Origin of the sequence: Enterobacter sp. RIT418 (genome assembly GCF_003057745.1) — a bacterium.
In the GTDB taxonomy this organism is placed as follows: Bacteria; Pseudomonadota; Gammaproteobacteria; order Enterobacterales; family Enterobacteriaceae; genus Enterobacter.
The window spans coordinates 291,758-305,297 of sequence record NZ_QBJD02000003.1 but is presented as its reverse complement, the minus strand read 5'-3'; the positions used below and the strand labels follow the sequence as shown (position 1 = coordinate 305,297).

At 55.5% G+C, this 13,540-nt stretch carries 14 protein-coding genes; 6 read left to right on the top strand and 8 right to left on the bottom strand.

Annotation, left to right across the window (positions count from 1 at the left end; all coding sequences use genetic code 11):
- Positions 1-215 precede the first annotated feature (215 nt).
- The 3 genes from DBY73_RS05225 (at position 216) to DBY73_RS05215 (ending at position 2,215) form a co-directional block, all read left to right on the top strand.
- A complete protein-coding gene (locus DBY73_RS05225; protein ID WP_112010134.1) occupies positions 216-1,466 on the top strand; it encodes a mechanosensitive ion channel domain-containing protein in 1,251 nt (416 codons plus the stop codon).
- A gap of 129 nt (positions 1,467-1,595) precedes the next feature.
- Positions 1,596-1,793 carry a hypothetical protein gene (locus tag DBY73_RS05220; RefSeq protein WP_112010133.1) on the top strand — a complete coding sequence of 66 codons (198 nt, stop codon included), beginning with the start codon at positions 1,596-1,598 and terminating at the stop codon, positions 1,791-1,793.
- Between the two features lie 2 nt (positions 1,794-1,795).
- On the top strand, positions 1,796-2,215 hold the full coding sequence (locus tag DBY73_RS05215; protein ID WP_112010132.1) for a GFA family protein: 420 nt from the start codon (positions 1,796-1,798) through the stop codon (positions 2,213-2,215).
- Here the strand turns inward: DBY73_RS05215 and DBY73_RS22285 are convergent.
- From DBY73_RS22285 to nifJ, 4 genes are all read right to left on the bottom strand, one after another.
- Positions 2,212-2,337 carry a hypothetical protein gene (locus DBY73_RS22285; protein WP_258458374.1) on the bottom strand — a complete coding sequence of 42 codons (126 nt, stop codon included), beginning with the start codon at positions 2,335-2,337 and terminating at the stop codon, positions 2,212-2,214. The two genes, DBY73_RS05215 and DBY73_RS22285, sit on opposite strands and share 4 nt — an antisense overlap.
- Before the next feature lie 31 nt (positions 2,338-2,368).
- Complete coding sequence (locus DBY73_RS05210) at positions 2,369-2,581, bottom strand: KTSC domain-containing protein (RefSeq protein ID WP_112010131.1); 213 nt, start codon at positions 2,579-2,581, stop codon at positions 2,369-2,371.
- A 134-nt stretch (positions 2,582-2,715) separates the two neighbouring features.
- Positions 2,716-3,861, bottom strand: a complete 1,146-nt coding sequence (ompC, locus tag DBY73_RS05205; protein WP_112010130.1) for a porin OmpC — start codon at positions 3,859-3,861, stop codon at positions 2,716-2,718.
- A gap of 387 nt (positions 3,862-4,248) precedes the next feature.
- Positions 4,249-7,773 carry a pyruvate:ferredoxin (flavodoxin) oxidoreductase gene (nifJ, locus tag DBY73_RS05200; protein WP_112010129.1) on the bottom strand — a complete coding sequence of 1,175 codons (3,525 nt, stop codon included), beginning with the start codon at positions 7,771-7,773 and terminating at the stop codon, positions 4,249-4,251.
- Between the two features lie 269 nt (positions 7,774-8,042).
- Here nifJ and DBY73_RS05195 point away from each other — a divergent pair, with 269 nt between their 5' ends.
- A complete protein-coding gene (locus tag DBY73_RS05195; protein ID WP_112010128.1) occupies positions 8,043-8,309 on the top strand; it encodes a DUF333 domain-containing protein in 267 nt (88 codons plus the stop codon).
- On the opposite strand, the gene hslJ is transcribed toward DBY73_RS05195, so the two are convergent.
- From hslJ to DBY73_RS05175, 4 genes are all read right to left on the bottom strand, one after another.
- Complete coding sequence (hslJ, locus tag DBY73_RS05190; protein WP_112010127.1) at positions 8,310-8,747, bottom strand: heat shock protein HslJ; 438 nt, start codon at positions 8,745-8,747, stop codon at positions 8,310-8,312.
- Between the two features lie 125 nt (positions 8,748-8,872).
- Positions 8,873-9,001 carry a DUF2474 domain-containing protein gene (locus DBY73_RS05185; RefSeq protein WP_112010126.1) on the bottom strand — a complete coding sequence of 43 codons (129 nt, stop codon included), beginning with the start codon at positions 8,999-9,001 and terminating at the stop codon, positions 8,873-8,875.
- Entirely contained in the window at positions 9,001-10,011 is a 1,011-nt protein-coding gene (gene cydB, locus DBY73_RS05180; protein WP_112010125.1) for a cytochrome d ubiquinol oxidase subunit II, read from the bottom strand. Before cydB ends, DBY73_RS05185 begins: the two co-directional genes overlap by 1 nt.
- Positions 10,011-11,411 carry a cytochrome ubiquinol oxidase subunit I gene (locus DBY73_RS05175; protein ID WP_112010124.1) on the bottom strand — a complete coding sequence of 467 codons (1,401 nt, stop codon included), beginning with the start codon at positions 11,409-11,411 and terminating at the stop codon, positions 10,011-10,013. Before DBY73_RS05175 ends, cydB begins: the two co-directional genes overlap by 1 nt.
- A gap of 392 nt (positions 11,412-11,803) precedes the next feature.
- On the opposite strand from DBY73_RS05175, the gene DBY73_RS05170 reads away from it, so the two are divergent.
- Together DBY73_RS05170 and DBY73_RS05165 are read left to right on the top strand one after the other, a co-directional pair.
- Positions 11,804-11,992 (top strand): cold-shock protein, encoded by a 189-nt coding sequence (locus DBY73_RS05170; RefSeq protein WP_112010123.1) that lies wholly within the window; start codon positions 11,804-11,806, stop codon positions 11,990-11,992.
- A gap of 82 nt (positions 11,993-12,074) precedes the next feature.
- On the top strand, positions 12,075-13,484 hold the full coding sequence (locus DBY73_RS05165) for a PLP-dependent aminotransferase family protein (protein WP_112010122.1): 1,410 nt from the start codon (positions 12,075-12,077) through the stop codon (positions 13,482-13,484).
- Positions 13,485-13,540 lie beyond the last annotated feature (56 nt).

Below are 13,540 nucleotides of genomic sequence, written 5' to 3'. Positions count from 1 at the left end.
CCAACTTCGCATTATGGTACGGATTGCAGCGACGAATACCAGCACGTTTTTAGCTTAATGGCACATACCCTTGTTACGCAGCGCGGGCCACGGCGGATGCCGGGGCGTGGACTTGCTTATTCGTGTTATACCATGATGCGAATGAGTTAAATTTTTGTATAATAAATTTCGGGTTACAGATTATACAGAACGACAGGCAAAGCAGGCGAGGGACGATGGCATATCTGGACTATTTATTAACGTTTATTGAAAGCAACCCCGCGCTGGCGATTGGTTTCAACATTATCCTGCTGATTATCTCCGGATTCTTTGCGCATATTATGTGCAAATTTCTGCTGATTAAGGTCGTAAGAAGGGTATTCTTTGCAAGCCATAAGCAGGACGTACCGCTGGAGAAGGATCGCCGAATTGCTGAAAAGCTTTCCAACTTCGTTCCCGTTATTATCGTCTATTACGTTCTGCAGTTCATGCCGAATATGCCTGCGTCGCTGGTTACGGCAATAAATACCATCTGCGGGATATTGTTCTTTGTTTTTCTGTCCGTATTTTTCAACGAGATGCTGGACATTGTTAATAGCTCCTATCTACGGAAAACAAAAAGAAAAAACCACTCTATCAAAGGGTATATCCAGATCGGAAAAATTCTGGTGCATATCATTGCGGCAATAATGATTATCGCCGTGATGTCGAACAAATCACCTGCGATCATTATTTCCAGCCTCGGCGCGGTGGCCGCGGTGCTGATGCTGGTGTTCCAGCACACCCTGCTTTCCCTGGTCGCTAACGTGCAGCTTTCATCCAACGACGTACTTCAGCTGGGTGACTGGATTGAAATGCCGGACAAGGGGCTGAGCGGGGAGGTCACCGATATTGCGTTGCACACGATCACAATACGCAACTGGGATAATACGATTTCGCGTATACCAACAAAGAATTTCCTGACCGAAACCTATACCAACTGGCAGGCCATGTTTTCGTCCGGCGCGCGCCGGATTATGCGCAGCACAACAATCGATCAGCACTCCGTCACGTTTCTCACTCAGGAGATTCTGGCCCCTATGCTCGCAATACGCGGCGTGAGCGAACCGCTGGCAAAGCTGGTCGACGGGCGCGATCCGCTGGGGATCCCGGACAGCTGGTTTATTGATAACGGGCTGACAAACTTAACGCTGTTTCGCCACTATATGATGGCTTATCTCGCCGAAAGGCCGGATATCATCAAGGACATGTATATTGTCGTACGAACATTAAAACCTTCGGCGTCCGGTATTCCGCTGGAGATTTACTGCTTTACCTCTTCAACGCTCTGGATGGACTATGAAAATACCCAGTCGGCCATCTTTGAGTACATTACCGCTATCGCTGAAACATTCTCGCTCCGTTTATATCAATATCCGGCCGGTCATGATTTCTGGCGTCTTTCACGGGAAAGCATTGCCCATAAAAGCGTGCAGGCGGATGAGTAAAGAAATGCGGCCATCTGCTGAAATCAATTCAGCCTGTCATTCCTGAATGAATGCAGGGAAAAGCGGAGATGACGCGGGCATTTTACGTTACGCCTGCTACGCTTTTGTTGGGTATCAGGGAGCTTTCGCATGAAGAATAAAGATGAACAAACAGGATTAGTCGGACTGGCCATTGGTGCCGCGGTCATTGGACTCGTTGCGGCGCAAAGGCCCATCAGCTGCGAAAGTATCGTGGCGGAATTGGTCAGGCTCGGCAGGCAAAAGGGCGATGGCGTCGAGGACGAGGTATATCTGAAGGCCGCCGAACTGGTTAGAAAAGGGGTATAGCAATGACAGAAAAACGCAATGCGCAGTGCCACTGCGGTTCGGTGACGTTCACCGTGGAGTTGACCGACGGTTTTAATACCGCACGTCGATGTAACTGTTCTTACTGTCGGATGCGCGGGGCAATTGCCGTTTCAGCGCCGTTGACGGGAATCACGGTCACGCAAGGTGAGGATAAGCTCACGGAGTATCGCTTTAATACCCAACAGGCGCGCCATTTCTTTTGCTCGGTATGCGGGATTTATACGTTCCATCAGCGGCGGTCGAACCCCGATCAATACGGCGTGAACGTCGCATGCTTTGAAAATGTATCGCCCTTTGATTTTTCTGAAGTCGTAGTGACGGATGGCGTTAATCACCCAATGGATGGAGCCAGCAGCGGTATTTTGGGCTATCTGACATTTCGGAAAAAGGAAGCGAACTAGTCATCATCAAGAAGGTTAAGCAGTTCGCCGAGATGCTGAACTACGTCCCCAAAATCAAAGATCAGGGCAATCCAGACGCAGCTTAACAGTGCCAGCAGGGCCAGTGATAAACGGGTGAACACACGTACATCCTTATCGTATGAGGGGCTGCTGTTACTGTAATATGTTTTCCTTAAACTTTCCCTTAACAACCCCATCGTAAAAGCGGCCTTTTGAGACCACGCGCAAAAAATCAGAAAAAACACGGGCGGGAACGTGCTGATACTGCACGAGAGTACGATCGCGAAAGCGGATTTCCAGAGTGGCGCTGCGTTCGTCATAGCCAATCGAGGCGATACGGGAAGATTTAACGGGATGATGCACCATAGCGATGGCCTCTTACGACAAGGGCAGAACACGTATCATGTTACAGAATCGTCGAAACAGGCAAGCTGAAACAATCGGATGATGCTGTTTTACGTATATAAAGAGATAGCCCGCAATAATGCGGGCTATTGACATCAGAACTGATAAACCAGACCCAGCGCGACAACGTCATCGGTACTGATACCGTTGTCCTTGTAGAACTGTTTATCTTCGTCAAGCAGGTTGATTTTATAATCCACGTAGGTGGACATGTTTTTATTGAAATAGTAGGTTGCGCCAACGTCAGCGTATTTAACCAGATCCTGGTCGCCCTGGCCGTTTGCCAAATCTTTGCCTTTAGACTGCAGGTAGGAAATGGCAGGGCGGAGGCCGAAATCAAACTGATACTGCGCGGTGACTTCGAAGTTTTGCGTTTTATTCGCTACGCCGTCACCGTCGCCGTATGGCGTCATATTGCGGGTCTCAGAATACATGGTCGCCAGATAGATATTATTGGCGTCATATTTCAGACCGGCAGTCCAGGCATCGGCCTTATCGCCACCCGCCGTGCTGTGGATGATCTGATCGTTGGTACGGTCAGAGGAGGTGTAGGCCGCACCCGCGCTGAAGCCCATGCCGATGTCGTAAGTGGAGGAAATGCCCCAGCCGTCGCCATTGTCATAGCGATAGTCGTTGCCCGTGCTTACGCCATACTGGTCGTAGGTGTTTGCGCTGCGGCTCGCAGACCCTTCTTCGTTATTGCTGCCGCCTTCGTTAGTGCCCTGATACTGAACGGCAAAGTTCAGGCCCTGCACCAGACCGTAGAAGTCGGTGTTGCGGTAGGTCGCCACGCCGTTCGCGCGGTTGGTCATGAAGTTATCGGCTTTGCTGTAGGAGTCGCCGCCGAACTCAGGCAGCATATCGGTCCAGCCTTCCACGTCGTACAGCACGCCGTAGTTACGACCGTAATCGAATGAGCCATAGTCGCCAACCTTCACGCCTGCGAAGGCCAGACGGGTCCAGGACTGGTTGTCAGAACCCTCGGTGTTGTTGGCCTGAATGTTGTATTCCCACTGGGCGTAGCCGGTCATCATGTCGTTAATCTGGGTTTCGCCTTTGAAGCCCAGACGCATGTAGGTTTGATCGCCGTCGGCAGAGGCGTTGTCAGAGAAGTAGTGCAGCCCGTCTACTTTTCCATACAGATCCATCTTATTGCCATCTTTGTTATAAATTTCCGCAGCGTGTGCCGCGCCGGCCATTAAAATAGCCGGGATCATCAGTGCCAGTACTTTTCTTTGCATTTTGTTATTCCTTGCAGTTTTATTATTTAATTGCGTAGTGAACTTTCCTGGCTGGAAAGTTGTCCCATGCTAAATCACTCACGCGGAAGAACAATAAAATATAATTGTTACCGATTGAGTAAAACCTCAAGGAATTGCGTATTTAGAAATAGTGATAATTTCAATGAATGGTTTGAGCTTAATTATACGAAATTAAAATTATTCAACAATTACGTAAAGGAGTAATATCCCTCCCGTTATATGCCTTTAAGATTTCTTCATCCATAACAAAAATGAATATTGTTCTTATAACTAAACAGTATTCATGATTAATTTGGATTAGCCCGAAGCTGAGACTTCGGGCTTTTTTTTGTCCAAAAAATGCCCGGACTGGCCGGGCATAGACGATTATTCGCTTGCGGATTTTTCCGCTTTACCGGCCATTTGCGCCAGGAAGTCATACCGTTTTTGCAGATCGGCCGCCGCATCCTTCCAGAGCTGCTCGGCCACGTCCGGTTGCTGCGCGTTAAGGCGGCGGAAGCGCTGCTCCTGCATTAACGTTTCTGCCAGCGCGTCGGAAGGTGGACGCGAATCCAGCGCCAGCGGCAGCTTGCCTTCATCAGCGCGGCGAGGATCGAAGCGATACAGCGGCCAGAAGCCGGTTGCGGTGAGCTGGCGCATCTGATCGTGGCTGAGCGCCAGATCGTAGCCATGCTCCTCGCACGGGCTGTAGGCGATGATCAGAGAAGGCCCCGGATAGGCTTCCGCTTCCTGAATGGCTTTCACCGTCTGGTTTAGCTGCGCGCCCAGGGAGATCTGCGCAACATAAACGTGCCCGTACATCATCATGCTCACGCCGAGATCTTTACGTGCCTTGCGCTTACCGTGTTCGCCAAATTTGGTCACCGCGCCCAGCGGGGTTGCTTTCGACGCCTGGCCGCCGGTGTTGGAGTAGCACTGCGTGTCCAGCACCAGGATGTTGACGTTTTCGGTCAGGCTCATCACGTGGTCCAGCCCGCCAAAGCCGATATCGTACGCCCAGCCGTCGCCGCCAATCAGCCAGATGGATTTTTCCACCAGCGCGTCGGCGTCGGTCAGCAGCTGTTCCGCGCCGTCCACGCCCTGGAGGGCAGCGCGCAGCTCGGAAACCTGTTCACGGCGAACCTCCGGCGTCGCGTCCGCGTGCAGCGCGTCGTTCAATTCTGCCGGGATGTTATCAGCGAACTGTTCCAGCAGGCGCATGACCCGCGCGCGGTGCTGGTCCACCGTCAGGCGGAAGCCCAGGCCAAACTCAGCGTTATCTTCGAACAGCGAGTTCGCCCATGCCGGGCCGCGACCGTTTTCGTCGGTCGTGTACGGCGTGGAGGGCAGGTTACCGCCGTAAATCGATGAACAGCCGGTGGCGTTAGCAATCAGCATGCGGTCGCCGTAAAGCTGGGTCAGCAGCTTGATGTACGGCGTTTCGCCGCAGCCGGAGCAGGCGCCGGAGTACTCGAACAGCGGCGTGATCAGCTGCGAGGTGCGAATATCAATGCGCTCCAGCCTGCTGCGGTCGATTTCCGGCAGGCCGAGGAAGAAGTCGTAATTCACTTTCTCCTCTTCAACGTGCTCCAGGCGCGACATCATATTGATGGCTTTGATTTCCGGGTTTTGACGATCTTTCGCCGGGCACACCTCGACGCACAGGTTACAGCCTGTGCAATCTTCCGGCGCCACCTGCAGAACGTATTTCTGGCCGCGCATGTCGCGGGACTTCACGTCCAGCGAGTGCAGGCTGGCCGGCGCGGTTTCCATCTCGTCAGGAGAGACCACCTTGGCGCGAATGGCCGAGTGCGGGCAGGCCGCCACGCAGTGGTTGCACTGGGTGCACAGTTCCTCTTTCCAGATGGGGATCTCTTCGGCGATATTGCGTTTTTCCCAGCGCGTGGTGCCCACGGGCCAGGTGCCGTCCGGCGGCAGCGCGGAGACGGGGAGGGCATCGCCCAGCCCGGCCAGCATCGCGGCGGTCACGGTTTTCACAAAGTCTGGCGCCGCGTCGGAGACCACCGGCGGGCGATTAGGGCTCGCGGCATTAACCTGCTGCAGCGGCACTTCGAACAGCGATTCGCGGGCCAGCGCCAGCGCCTGCCAGTTACGTTCAACCAGCTCCTGGCCTTTGCTGCTGTAGCTTTTCGCGATTGCGCCCTGAAGCTCCACCAGCGCGCTGTCGCCGGGCAGAATGTGGGTCAGGTGGAAGAACGCCATCTGCATAACGGTGTTAATGCGCGCGCCAAGGCTGCATTCGCGCGCAATCTTCGCCGCGTTAACCACGAACAGTCGTGCCTTTTTCTGGTTCAGAACGGCCTGCACTTCCTGAGGCAGGCGGCTCCAGACCTCGTCCGCACCGTACGGCGTGTTGATCAGGAAAATGCCGCCCGGCTTGAGGCGCTCCGCCATCTGGTATTTATCGATAAACTGCAGCTGGTGGCAGCCGACAAAATCGGCCTGCGAGATCAGGTACGCCGAGCGGATAGGCTGCTCGCTCACGCGCAGGTGGGAAACGGTCAAGCCACCGGCTTTTTTGGAGTCATAGACGAAGTAGCCCTGGGCATACCACGGCGTTGAATTGCCGATGATCTTGATATTGTTCTTGGTTGCCGAGACGCTGCCGTCGCTGCCCAGGCCGTAGAAAAGCGCCTCCAGCTTTGCCGTTGCGGGCAGGGTATTTTCCGGCAGAGGCAGGGAAAGGTTGGTCACATCGTCGTAAATACCGACCGTGAAGCGCGGCTTCGGCTTCGCTTCGTTCAGCTCGTTGAACACGGCGAGCACGCAGTCCGGCCCAAACTCCTTGGAGGACAAACCGTAGCGGCCGCCGATGACGCGCGGCAGCGTTTCGCGCTCGCCGCTGTTGAAGGCTTCCGCCAGCGCGGTCATCACGTCGAGATAGAGCGGCTCGGCGTGCGCGCCCGGCTCTTTGGTGCGGTCCAGTACCGCTACGGTGCGCGCGGTTTCCGGCAGCGCGGAGAGCAGGTGCTTCGCTGAAAACGGACGATAGAGGCGGACCTTCAGCACGCCCACCTTTTCACCGCGGGCTAGCAGTTCGTCCACGACCTCTTCGCAGGTGCCGATCGCCGAGCCCATCAGGACGATGACGCGTTCCGCCTGCGGATGGCCATAATATTCAAACGGCTTATATGCGCGCCCGGTAGCGGCGGCAAAATCGTCCATCGCCTGCTCAACGTGGGCGTAAACCGCGTCGTACCACGGGTTGGTGGCCTCGCGGGACTGGAAATAGGTGTCCGGGTTGGCGGAGGTGCCGCGAATAACAGGATGTTCGGGGTTCAGCGCGCGCGCGCGGTGCGCGTCGATCTCCGCCTGCGGGAGCAGGTTCAGGATCGTGTCGTCGGCAAGGGGAACGATTTTGTTGATTTCGTGAGAGGTGCGGAAACCATCAAAGAAGTGAATAAACGGCACGCGGCTTTTGAGGGTTGCTATGTGCGAAATCAGCGCGAAGTCTTGTGCTTCCTGCACGCTGCTGGCGCAGAGCATCGCGCAGCCCGTCTGGCGTACGGCCATCACGTCGGAATGATCGCCAAAAATGGAGAGCGCGTGCGTGGCCACGGTACGGGCGGCAACGTGAAGAACGAACGGCGTCAGTTGCCCGGCCAGCTTGTACAGGGTCGGGATCATCAGCAGCAACCCCTGCGACGAGGTAAACGACGTCGACAGCGCGCCGGTCTGCAGCGCGCCGTGAACGGTGGCGATAGCCCCCGCCTCGGACTGCATTTCCACCACGCGTGGGACATCTCCCCAGACGTTTTTTAGCCCATTCCCGGCCCAGGCATCCGCCTGTTCGGCCATGGTTGAACTTGGCGTAATTGGGTAGATGGCGATAACTTCGCTCGTGCGAAACGCGACTGACGCGACTGCACCATTACCGTCGATAGTTTGCATAGGACAATACCCTTACATTGCGCAAAAAGAGGGGCCTGCATCCGTCCGCAGACCCTGAATATTATCCCTCTATTCTAGCAAAGCGCGGTTTTTCCGATTTTCGCTTTTGTGTCCTGGGTATTCTCGGCATCAATGAGTAGATCAAACTTTTGGCAGAAAAATTGCGAGAAATTGTTTCTAAAGCGCATAAATACGCACCTGCGCTCTCGACGGCGCGGCGGGTGATGCCTATGATGCATAGGTTTCGCACTTTTTATGGGGGAGAAGTCATGCGTTCAGCGTTTTGGGTAGGGTGTGCCGCGTTATTATTGTCAGCATGCAGCAATGAGCCCGTTCAGCAGGCCACCGCGGCGCACGTTTCGCCGGGCATGAAGGCGGCGATGTCCAGTTCGGGCCAGGCGAACTGCGCCATGATTGGCGGTACGCTGTCAGTGGCTCGTCAGCTCGACGGCAGCGCGACCGGCATGTGCGCCTTGCCAAACGGCAAGCGCTGCAGTGAACAGTCGCTCGCCGTGGGCAGCTGCGGTAATTACTGATTACTTCGCGCGCTTAAAGACCAGCGACTTATCGGCGGTTGCCAGCGTGAGCTGATCTTCAGTCAGATCGACCTGCGCTCCTTTACTCAACATGTCGCTGAGCGTCTGATCGAGTTCGTTTAGCTGCGGCTCCGTGCAGAGCCTGCGGGTCATTGCCAGGTTTTTAACCTTGAGTTCGCCCTCGGACAATTTGCCCTGTCCGGTGAACCGGTTACACATGACGCCTGAGACGGCGATGTTCTTAATCAGGCTCAGATCGTGCTCTGCACTGAAGCTGATTTCAGGCTGCGCTGACGCGGCCTTTACGGCTTTCCCGTTAACGTTTTCCAGAACAAAACGGTGGTTCTGAAGCTGGTCAGGCTGAACGGACGCTTTGCCCGGATTGACGCAGCCCGCAACGATCAGGCTGAATAAACTTACTGCAACAAGCTTTTTCATTTTTCTTCTCAAACTATTTATATCGTGAATCTTTTACCAGTGTAACGATACTCTCCCGGCTGTTAATGGGGTTTATCCGAATGTGCGAGAAGTGGCCGGGCGGCACCTGGCCGCCGGGCCCAGGCTCAGTGGGACTTAAAGCCTGCCGCTGCCATCAGCATGCGGAAGAAAAGACTTACGCCAGCCAGCGCCAGCACGCTGCCGCCCCAGATGATCGCCAGCCACATAAGCCGCTTCCAGACAGGCTGTTTCATCAGTGATAACCCTCCCCATGCCGTACTTTTCCGCGAAAAACGTAATAGCTCCAGTAGGTATAGACCAGGATGACGGGAATAATCAGCAGCGCGCCGACCAGCATAAAGCCCTGGCTCTGCGCGGGTGCGGCAGCCTGCCAGAGCGTTATGGCCGGAGGAATAATGTATGGCCAGATGCTGATCCCAAGGCCGCTGAAGCCGAGGAAAATCAGGCCGAGCGTCAGTATAAACGGCAAATTATGGCGATTCGGGTTATCCAGGCTTCGCCACTGGTACAGGCTCAGAACGACGACCAGCGCCGGGACGGGCAGCAGGAAATAGAGGTCGGGCAGCGTAAACCAGCGGTCGGCAATGGCCGGATGCGCCAGTGGGGTCCAGATGCTGACTATCGCTATTATCCCCAGCAGAACAACCAGCAGCGCTTTCGATAGCTGGCGCATTCGCTGCTGCAGCCGGTTCTCGCTTTTCATCACCAGCCAGGTCGACCCTAACAGCGCATACGCAACAACCAGCCCCGCGCCGCAGAACAGCGTGAACGGCGTAAGCCAGTCAAACGGACCGCCGCTGTAGGCGCGCCCGGTGACGGAAAAGCCGTTTATTACCGCGCCGACCGTCACGCCCTGGGCGAAGGTGGCCACAATCGAGCCGCCGATAAAGGCTTTGTCCCAGAAAGGGCGGTGCGCCGGCGTTGCCTTAAAGCGAAACTCAAAGGCCACGCCGCGAAAGATAAGCCCGATCAGCATTAAGGTCAGGGGAACGGTGAGGGCGTCAATAATGACCGCATAGGCCAGCGGGAATGCGCCGAACAGCGCCGCGCCGCCCAGCACCAGCCAGGTTTCGTTCCCGTCCCAGACCGGCGCGACGCTGTTGACCATCACGTCGCGATCGCCAGCGTCCTGAATCGCGGGAAACAGAATGCCAATCCCAAGGTCAAAACCGTCCATGACGATATACATCAGCGTGGCGAAGACAATAATCACAAACCAGATAATGGAAAGATCGATACCCATTACGGCTTCTCCTCAAGGTGTGTGGTGACGGCGGAAAGCGGGCGAGCGGGACGTCCGTCGGCTTCGGTGGCGAAGGTTTCATGAGGCTGCGGGCCTTTTTTGATCAGCCGCACCATGTAGCTGTACCCCACGCCGAATACCGAGGTGTACACCACGAAGAAAGCCAGCAGGCTGATGCTCATATGCAGGTCGCCGTGCGCCGATACGGCATCCTTCGTGCGCTGAAGCCCATAAACGACCCACGGCTGACGGCCCACCTCGGTCGTCACCCATCCGGCAAGGATGGCAATCAGCCCCGATGGCCCCATCAGCAGCGCAAACCACAGGAAGGGGCGAGAAGAGTACAGGCGCTTTTTGTAGCGAAGCCACGCGGCGGCGACGCCCAGCGCCAGCATCAGCATGCCGAGCCCCGCCATAATGCGGAACGACCAGAAAACGATGGTGGCGTTGGGGCGATCCTCTTTCGGGAACGCCTTAAGTGCAGGAACCTGCTTGTCCAGGCTGTGGGTCAGGATCAGGCTGCCGAGCGCGGGAATTTCCAGCCCGTAGCGCGTGCGCTCCTGTTCCATATCCGGCCAGCCGAACAGTAGCAGCGGAGTCGGTTCGCCCGGCGGATTTTCCCAGTGCCCCTCAATGGCCGCAATTTTGGCCGGCTGATGCTTTAGGGTATTCAGCCCGTGCATGTCTCCGACCAGCGCCTGCAGCGGCGCGACGATGAGCGTCATCCACAGCGCCATCGAGAACATGGCGCAGATCGCCGGAGTGTTGTTCCCGCGCAGCAGATGCCACGCCGCCGACGCGCCGACAAACAGCGCGCTGCTCAGAAACGCGGCGATGGACATATGCAGCAGGCGGTAAGGGAAGGAGGGATTAAAGACCACGGCAAACCAGTCCACGGGGACAACCTGCCCGCTGACGATTTCATATCCCTGCGGGGTCTGCATCCAGCTGTTGGAGGAAAGTATCCAGAACGTTGAAATGATGGTCCCGAGCGCCACCATGCAGGTCGCAAAGAAGTGCAGCCCCGGCCCAACCTTATTCCAGCCGAACAGCATCACGCCGAGGAACCCGGCTTCGAGGAAGAACGCGGTGAGCACTTCGTAGGTCAGCAGCGGGCCGGTAATGCTGCCCGCAAACTGGGAGAAACCGCTCCAGTTGGTGCCAAACTGATAGGCCATTACCAGGCCGGACACCACGCCCATGCCGAAGTTAACGGCAAAGATTTTGGACCAGAAGTGATAAAGCGAACGCCAGACGGGGTTCTTAGACTTAAGCCACAGGCCTTCCAGTACCGCGAGATAGCTCGCCAGGCCGATAGTAATCGCCGGGAAAATAATGTGAAAGGATACGGTAAACGCGAACTGTATCCGCGCAAGGTGAAAAGCATCTAAACCAAACATGCACAGCCTCAATGTCAAACGGTGTGCTGTTATGGTATAGGGCCTCCGAAAAGCGTATCAGAAGCAGAAAGGGGAAATTTAGGTATAACAGTTGGCAATGAGCGGCTTTTTTCTTTATCTGATATACATCTGTGAAACGAATAAAAAAATTCTTTTTATGATTTTTACGCATTAAACCGCTTGCTTTGTCACCACCCCCGTGCGTTAATGGTTCTCTGGTTTTGATTTCAAAAGAATATCTGACGTAGTTTTTTAAAAGCAGTTCTCATCACGTTGTGCCTCTCCGCAGCCTCTTGGGTCTTTTTCTACACTCCGATTCATTTTTGTTTCAGACCACTATCGCCTGATAGGCCCATTAGTAATTTACGTTTTTACGTTTACAGGAGAATCTTATGACTTCTAATATCCATTTCCGCTGCCCATGCTGTCATGGCTCGCAGTATCGTATCTCAGCCTTTGATGTGTCTGAGAAGAATCCTTTCGGTGCGAAATGCATTTTTTGCAAATCGTCCATGATTACGCTCGACCATTTGGCCGCCGTGCGTTTTGCCGCCAACGCGGTAACCGAGTACCGTAAGTAATTCGCAACCCCAACCATAACAGTTAGCAAAATCTTCTCTTTTTCTCCTGCTGATATAGACTATCGTGCATAAGGAGAATCTGATGAAAAAATACCAGCGTCTGGCGCAACAAATCATTTCACAAATTGAGCTTGGCGTGTGGTTGCCGGGCGATAAGCTGCCCTCGCTGCGAGAGCAGGTGGCAAGCAGCGGCATGAGCTTTATGACCGTTGGCCATGCGTATCAGATGCTGGAAAGCCAGGGGCACATTGTCGCCAGGCCGCAGTCGGGCTATTACGTTGCCTCGCGCCCGACGCTGCAACTGCCTTCTCCCCCCGCGCAGGTTATCCGCGACGACGTGGTCGATATCAATACCTATATTTTTGATGTCCTCCAGGCCAGCCGCGACGCCTCCGTGGTGCCATTTGCCTCCGCGTTTCCCGATCCCCGCCTCTTTCCGCTCCAGCAGCTCAACCGTTCGCTCGCCAACGTGAGTAAAACCGCCACGGCGATGAGCGTGATCGAAAACCTGCCGCCCGGAAACGTCGAGCTCCGCCACGCCATCGCCCGCCGCTACGCGCAGCAGGGGATGAATATTTCCCCCGACGAAATCGTGATCACCGCCGGCGCGCTTGAGGCGCTCAACCTCAGCCTGCAGGCCGTCACGGAGCCTGGAGACTGGGTGATTGTGGAAAATCCCTGCTTTTACGGCGCGCTTCAGGCGCTTGAGCGCCTCAAGCTAAAGGCGCTGTCGGTGGCCACCGACGTGCGGGAAGGGATTGACCTCAACGCGCTCGAGCAGGCGCTGAACGAGTATCCGGTAAAAGCCTGCTGGCTCATGACCAACAGCCAAAATCCGCTGGGCTTCTCCCTGAGCGCTGAAAAAAAAGCGCGGCTGATTGCGCTGTTAGCCAGCCATAACGTCACGCTAATTGAAGACGATGTCTACAGCGAGCTTTACTTTGGCCGCGAAAAGCCGCTCCCGGCAAAGGCCTGGGACACGCAGGACATGACGCTTCACTGCTCGTCCTTTTCTAAATGCCTGGTGGCGGGCTTTCGCATCGGCTGGGTGGCGGCGGGAAAACATGCGCGGCGCATTCAGCAGCTGCAGCTGATGAGCACGCTTTCGACCAGCTCACCGATGCAGCTGGCGCTGGTGGACTATCTGGCGACCAAACGCTATGACGCCCACCTGCGCCGACTGCGGCGCACGCTCGCCGAGCGCAAACAGCAGGCCTGGCAGTCGCTTTTGCGCCACATGCCCGCGGGCGTCAACATTCACCACAGCGACAGCGGCTATTTTTTGTGGCTGGAGCTTCCCGCGCGGCTTGATGCGGGCGCGCTAAGCGAAAAGGCGTTAGCTCACCATATCAGCATCGCGCCCGGTAAGATGTTTTCGACTTCAAACGTCTGGGCGCCGTTTTTCCGGTTTAATACGTCATGGGCCTGGGGAGAGCGCGAGGAGCTCGCGGTGCAGCAGCTGGGAAAATTAATACGCGAGATGATGGAATAACCGTTACGCCGTCTTCCCCCCGTTTTGAATAATGTCCGAAGGGGCCATTGCGGCCC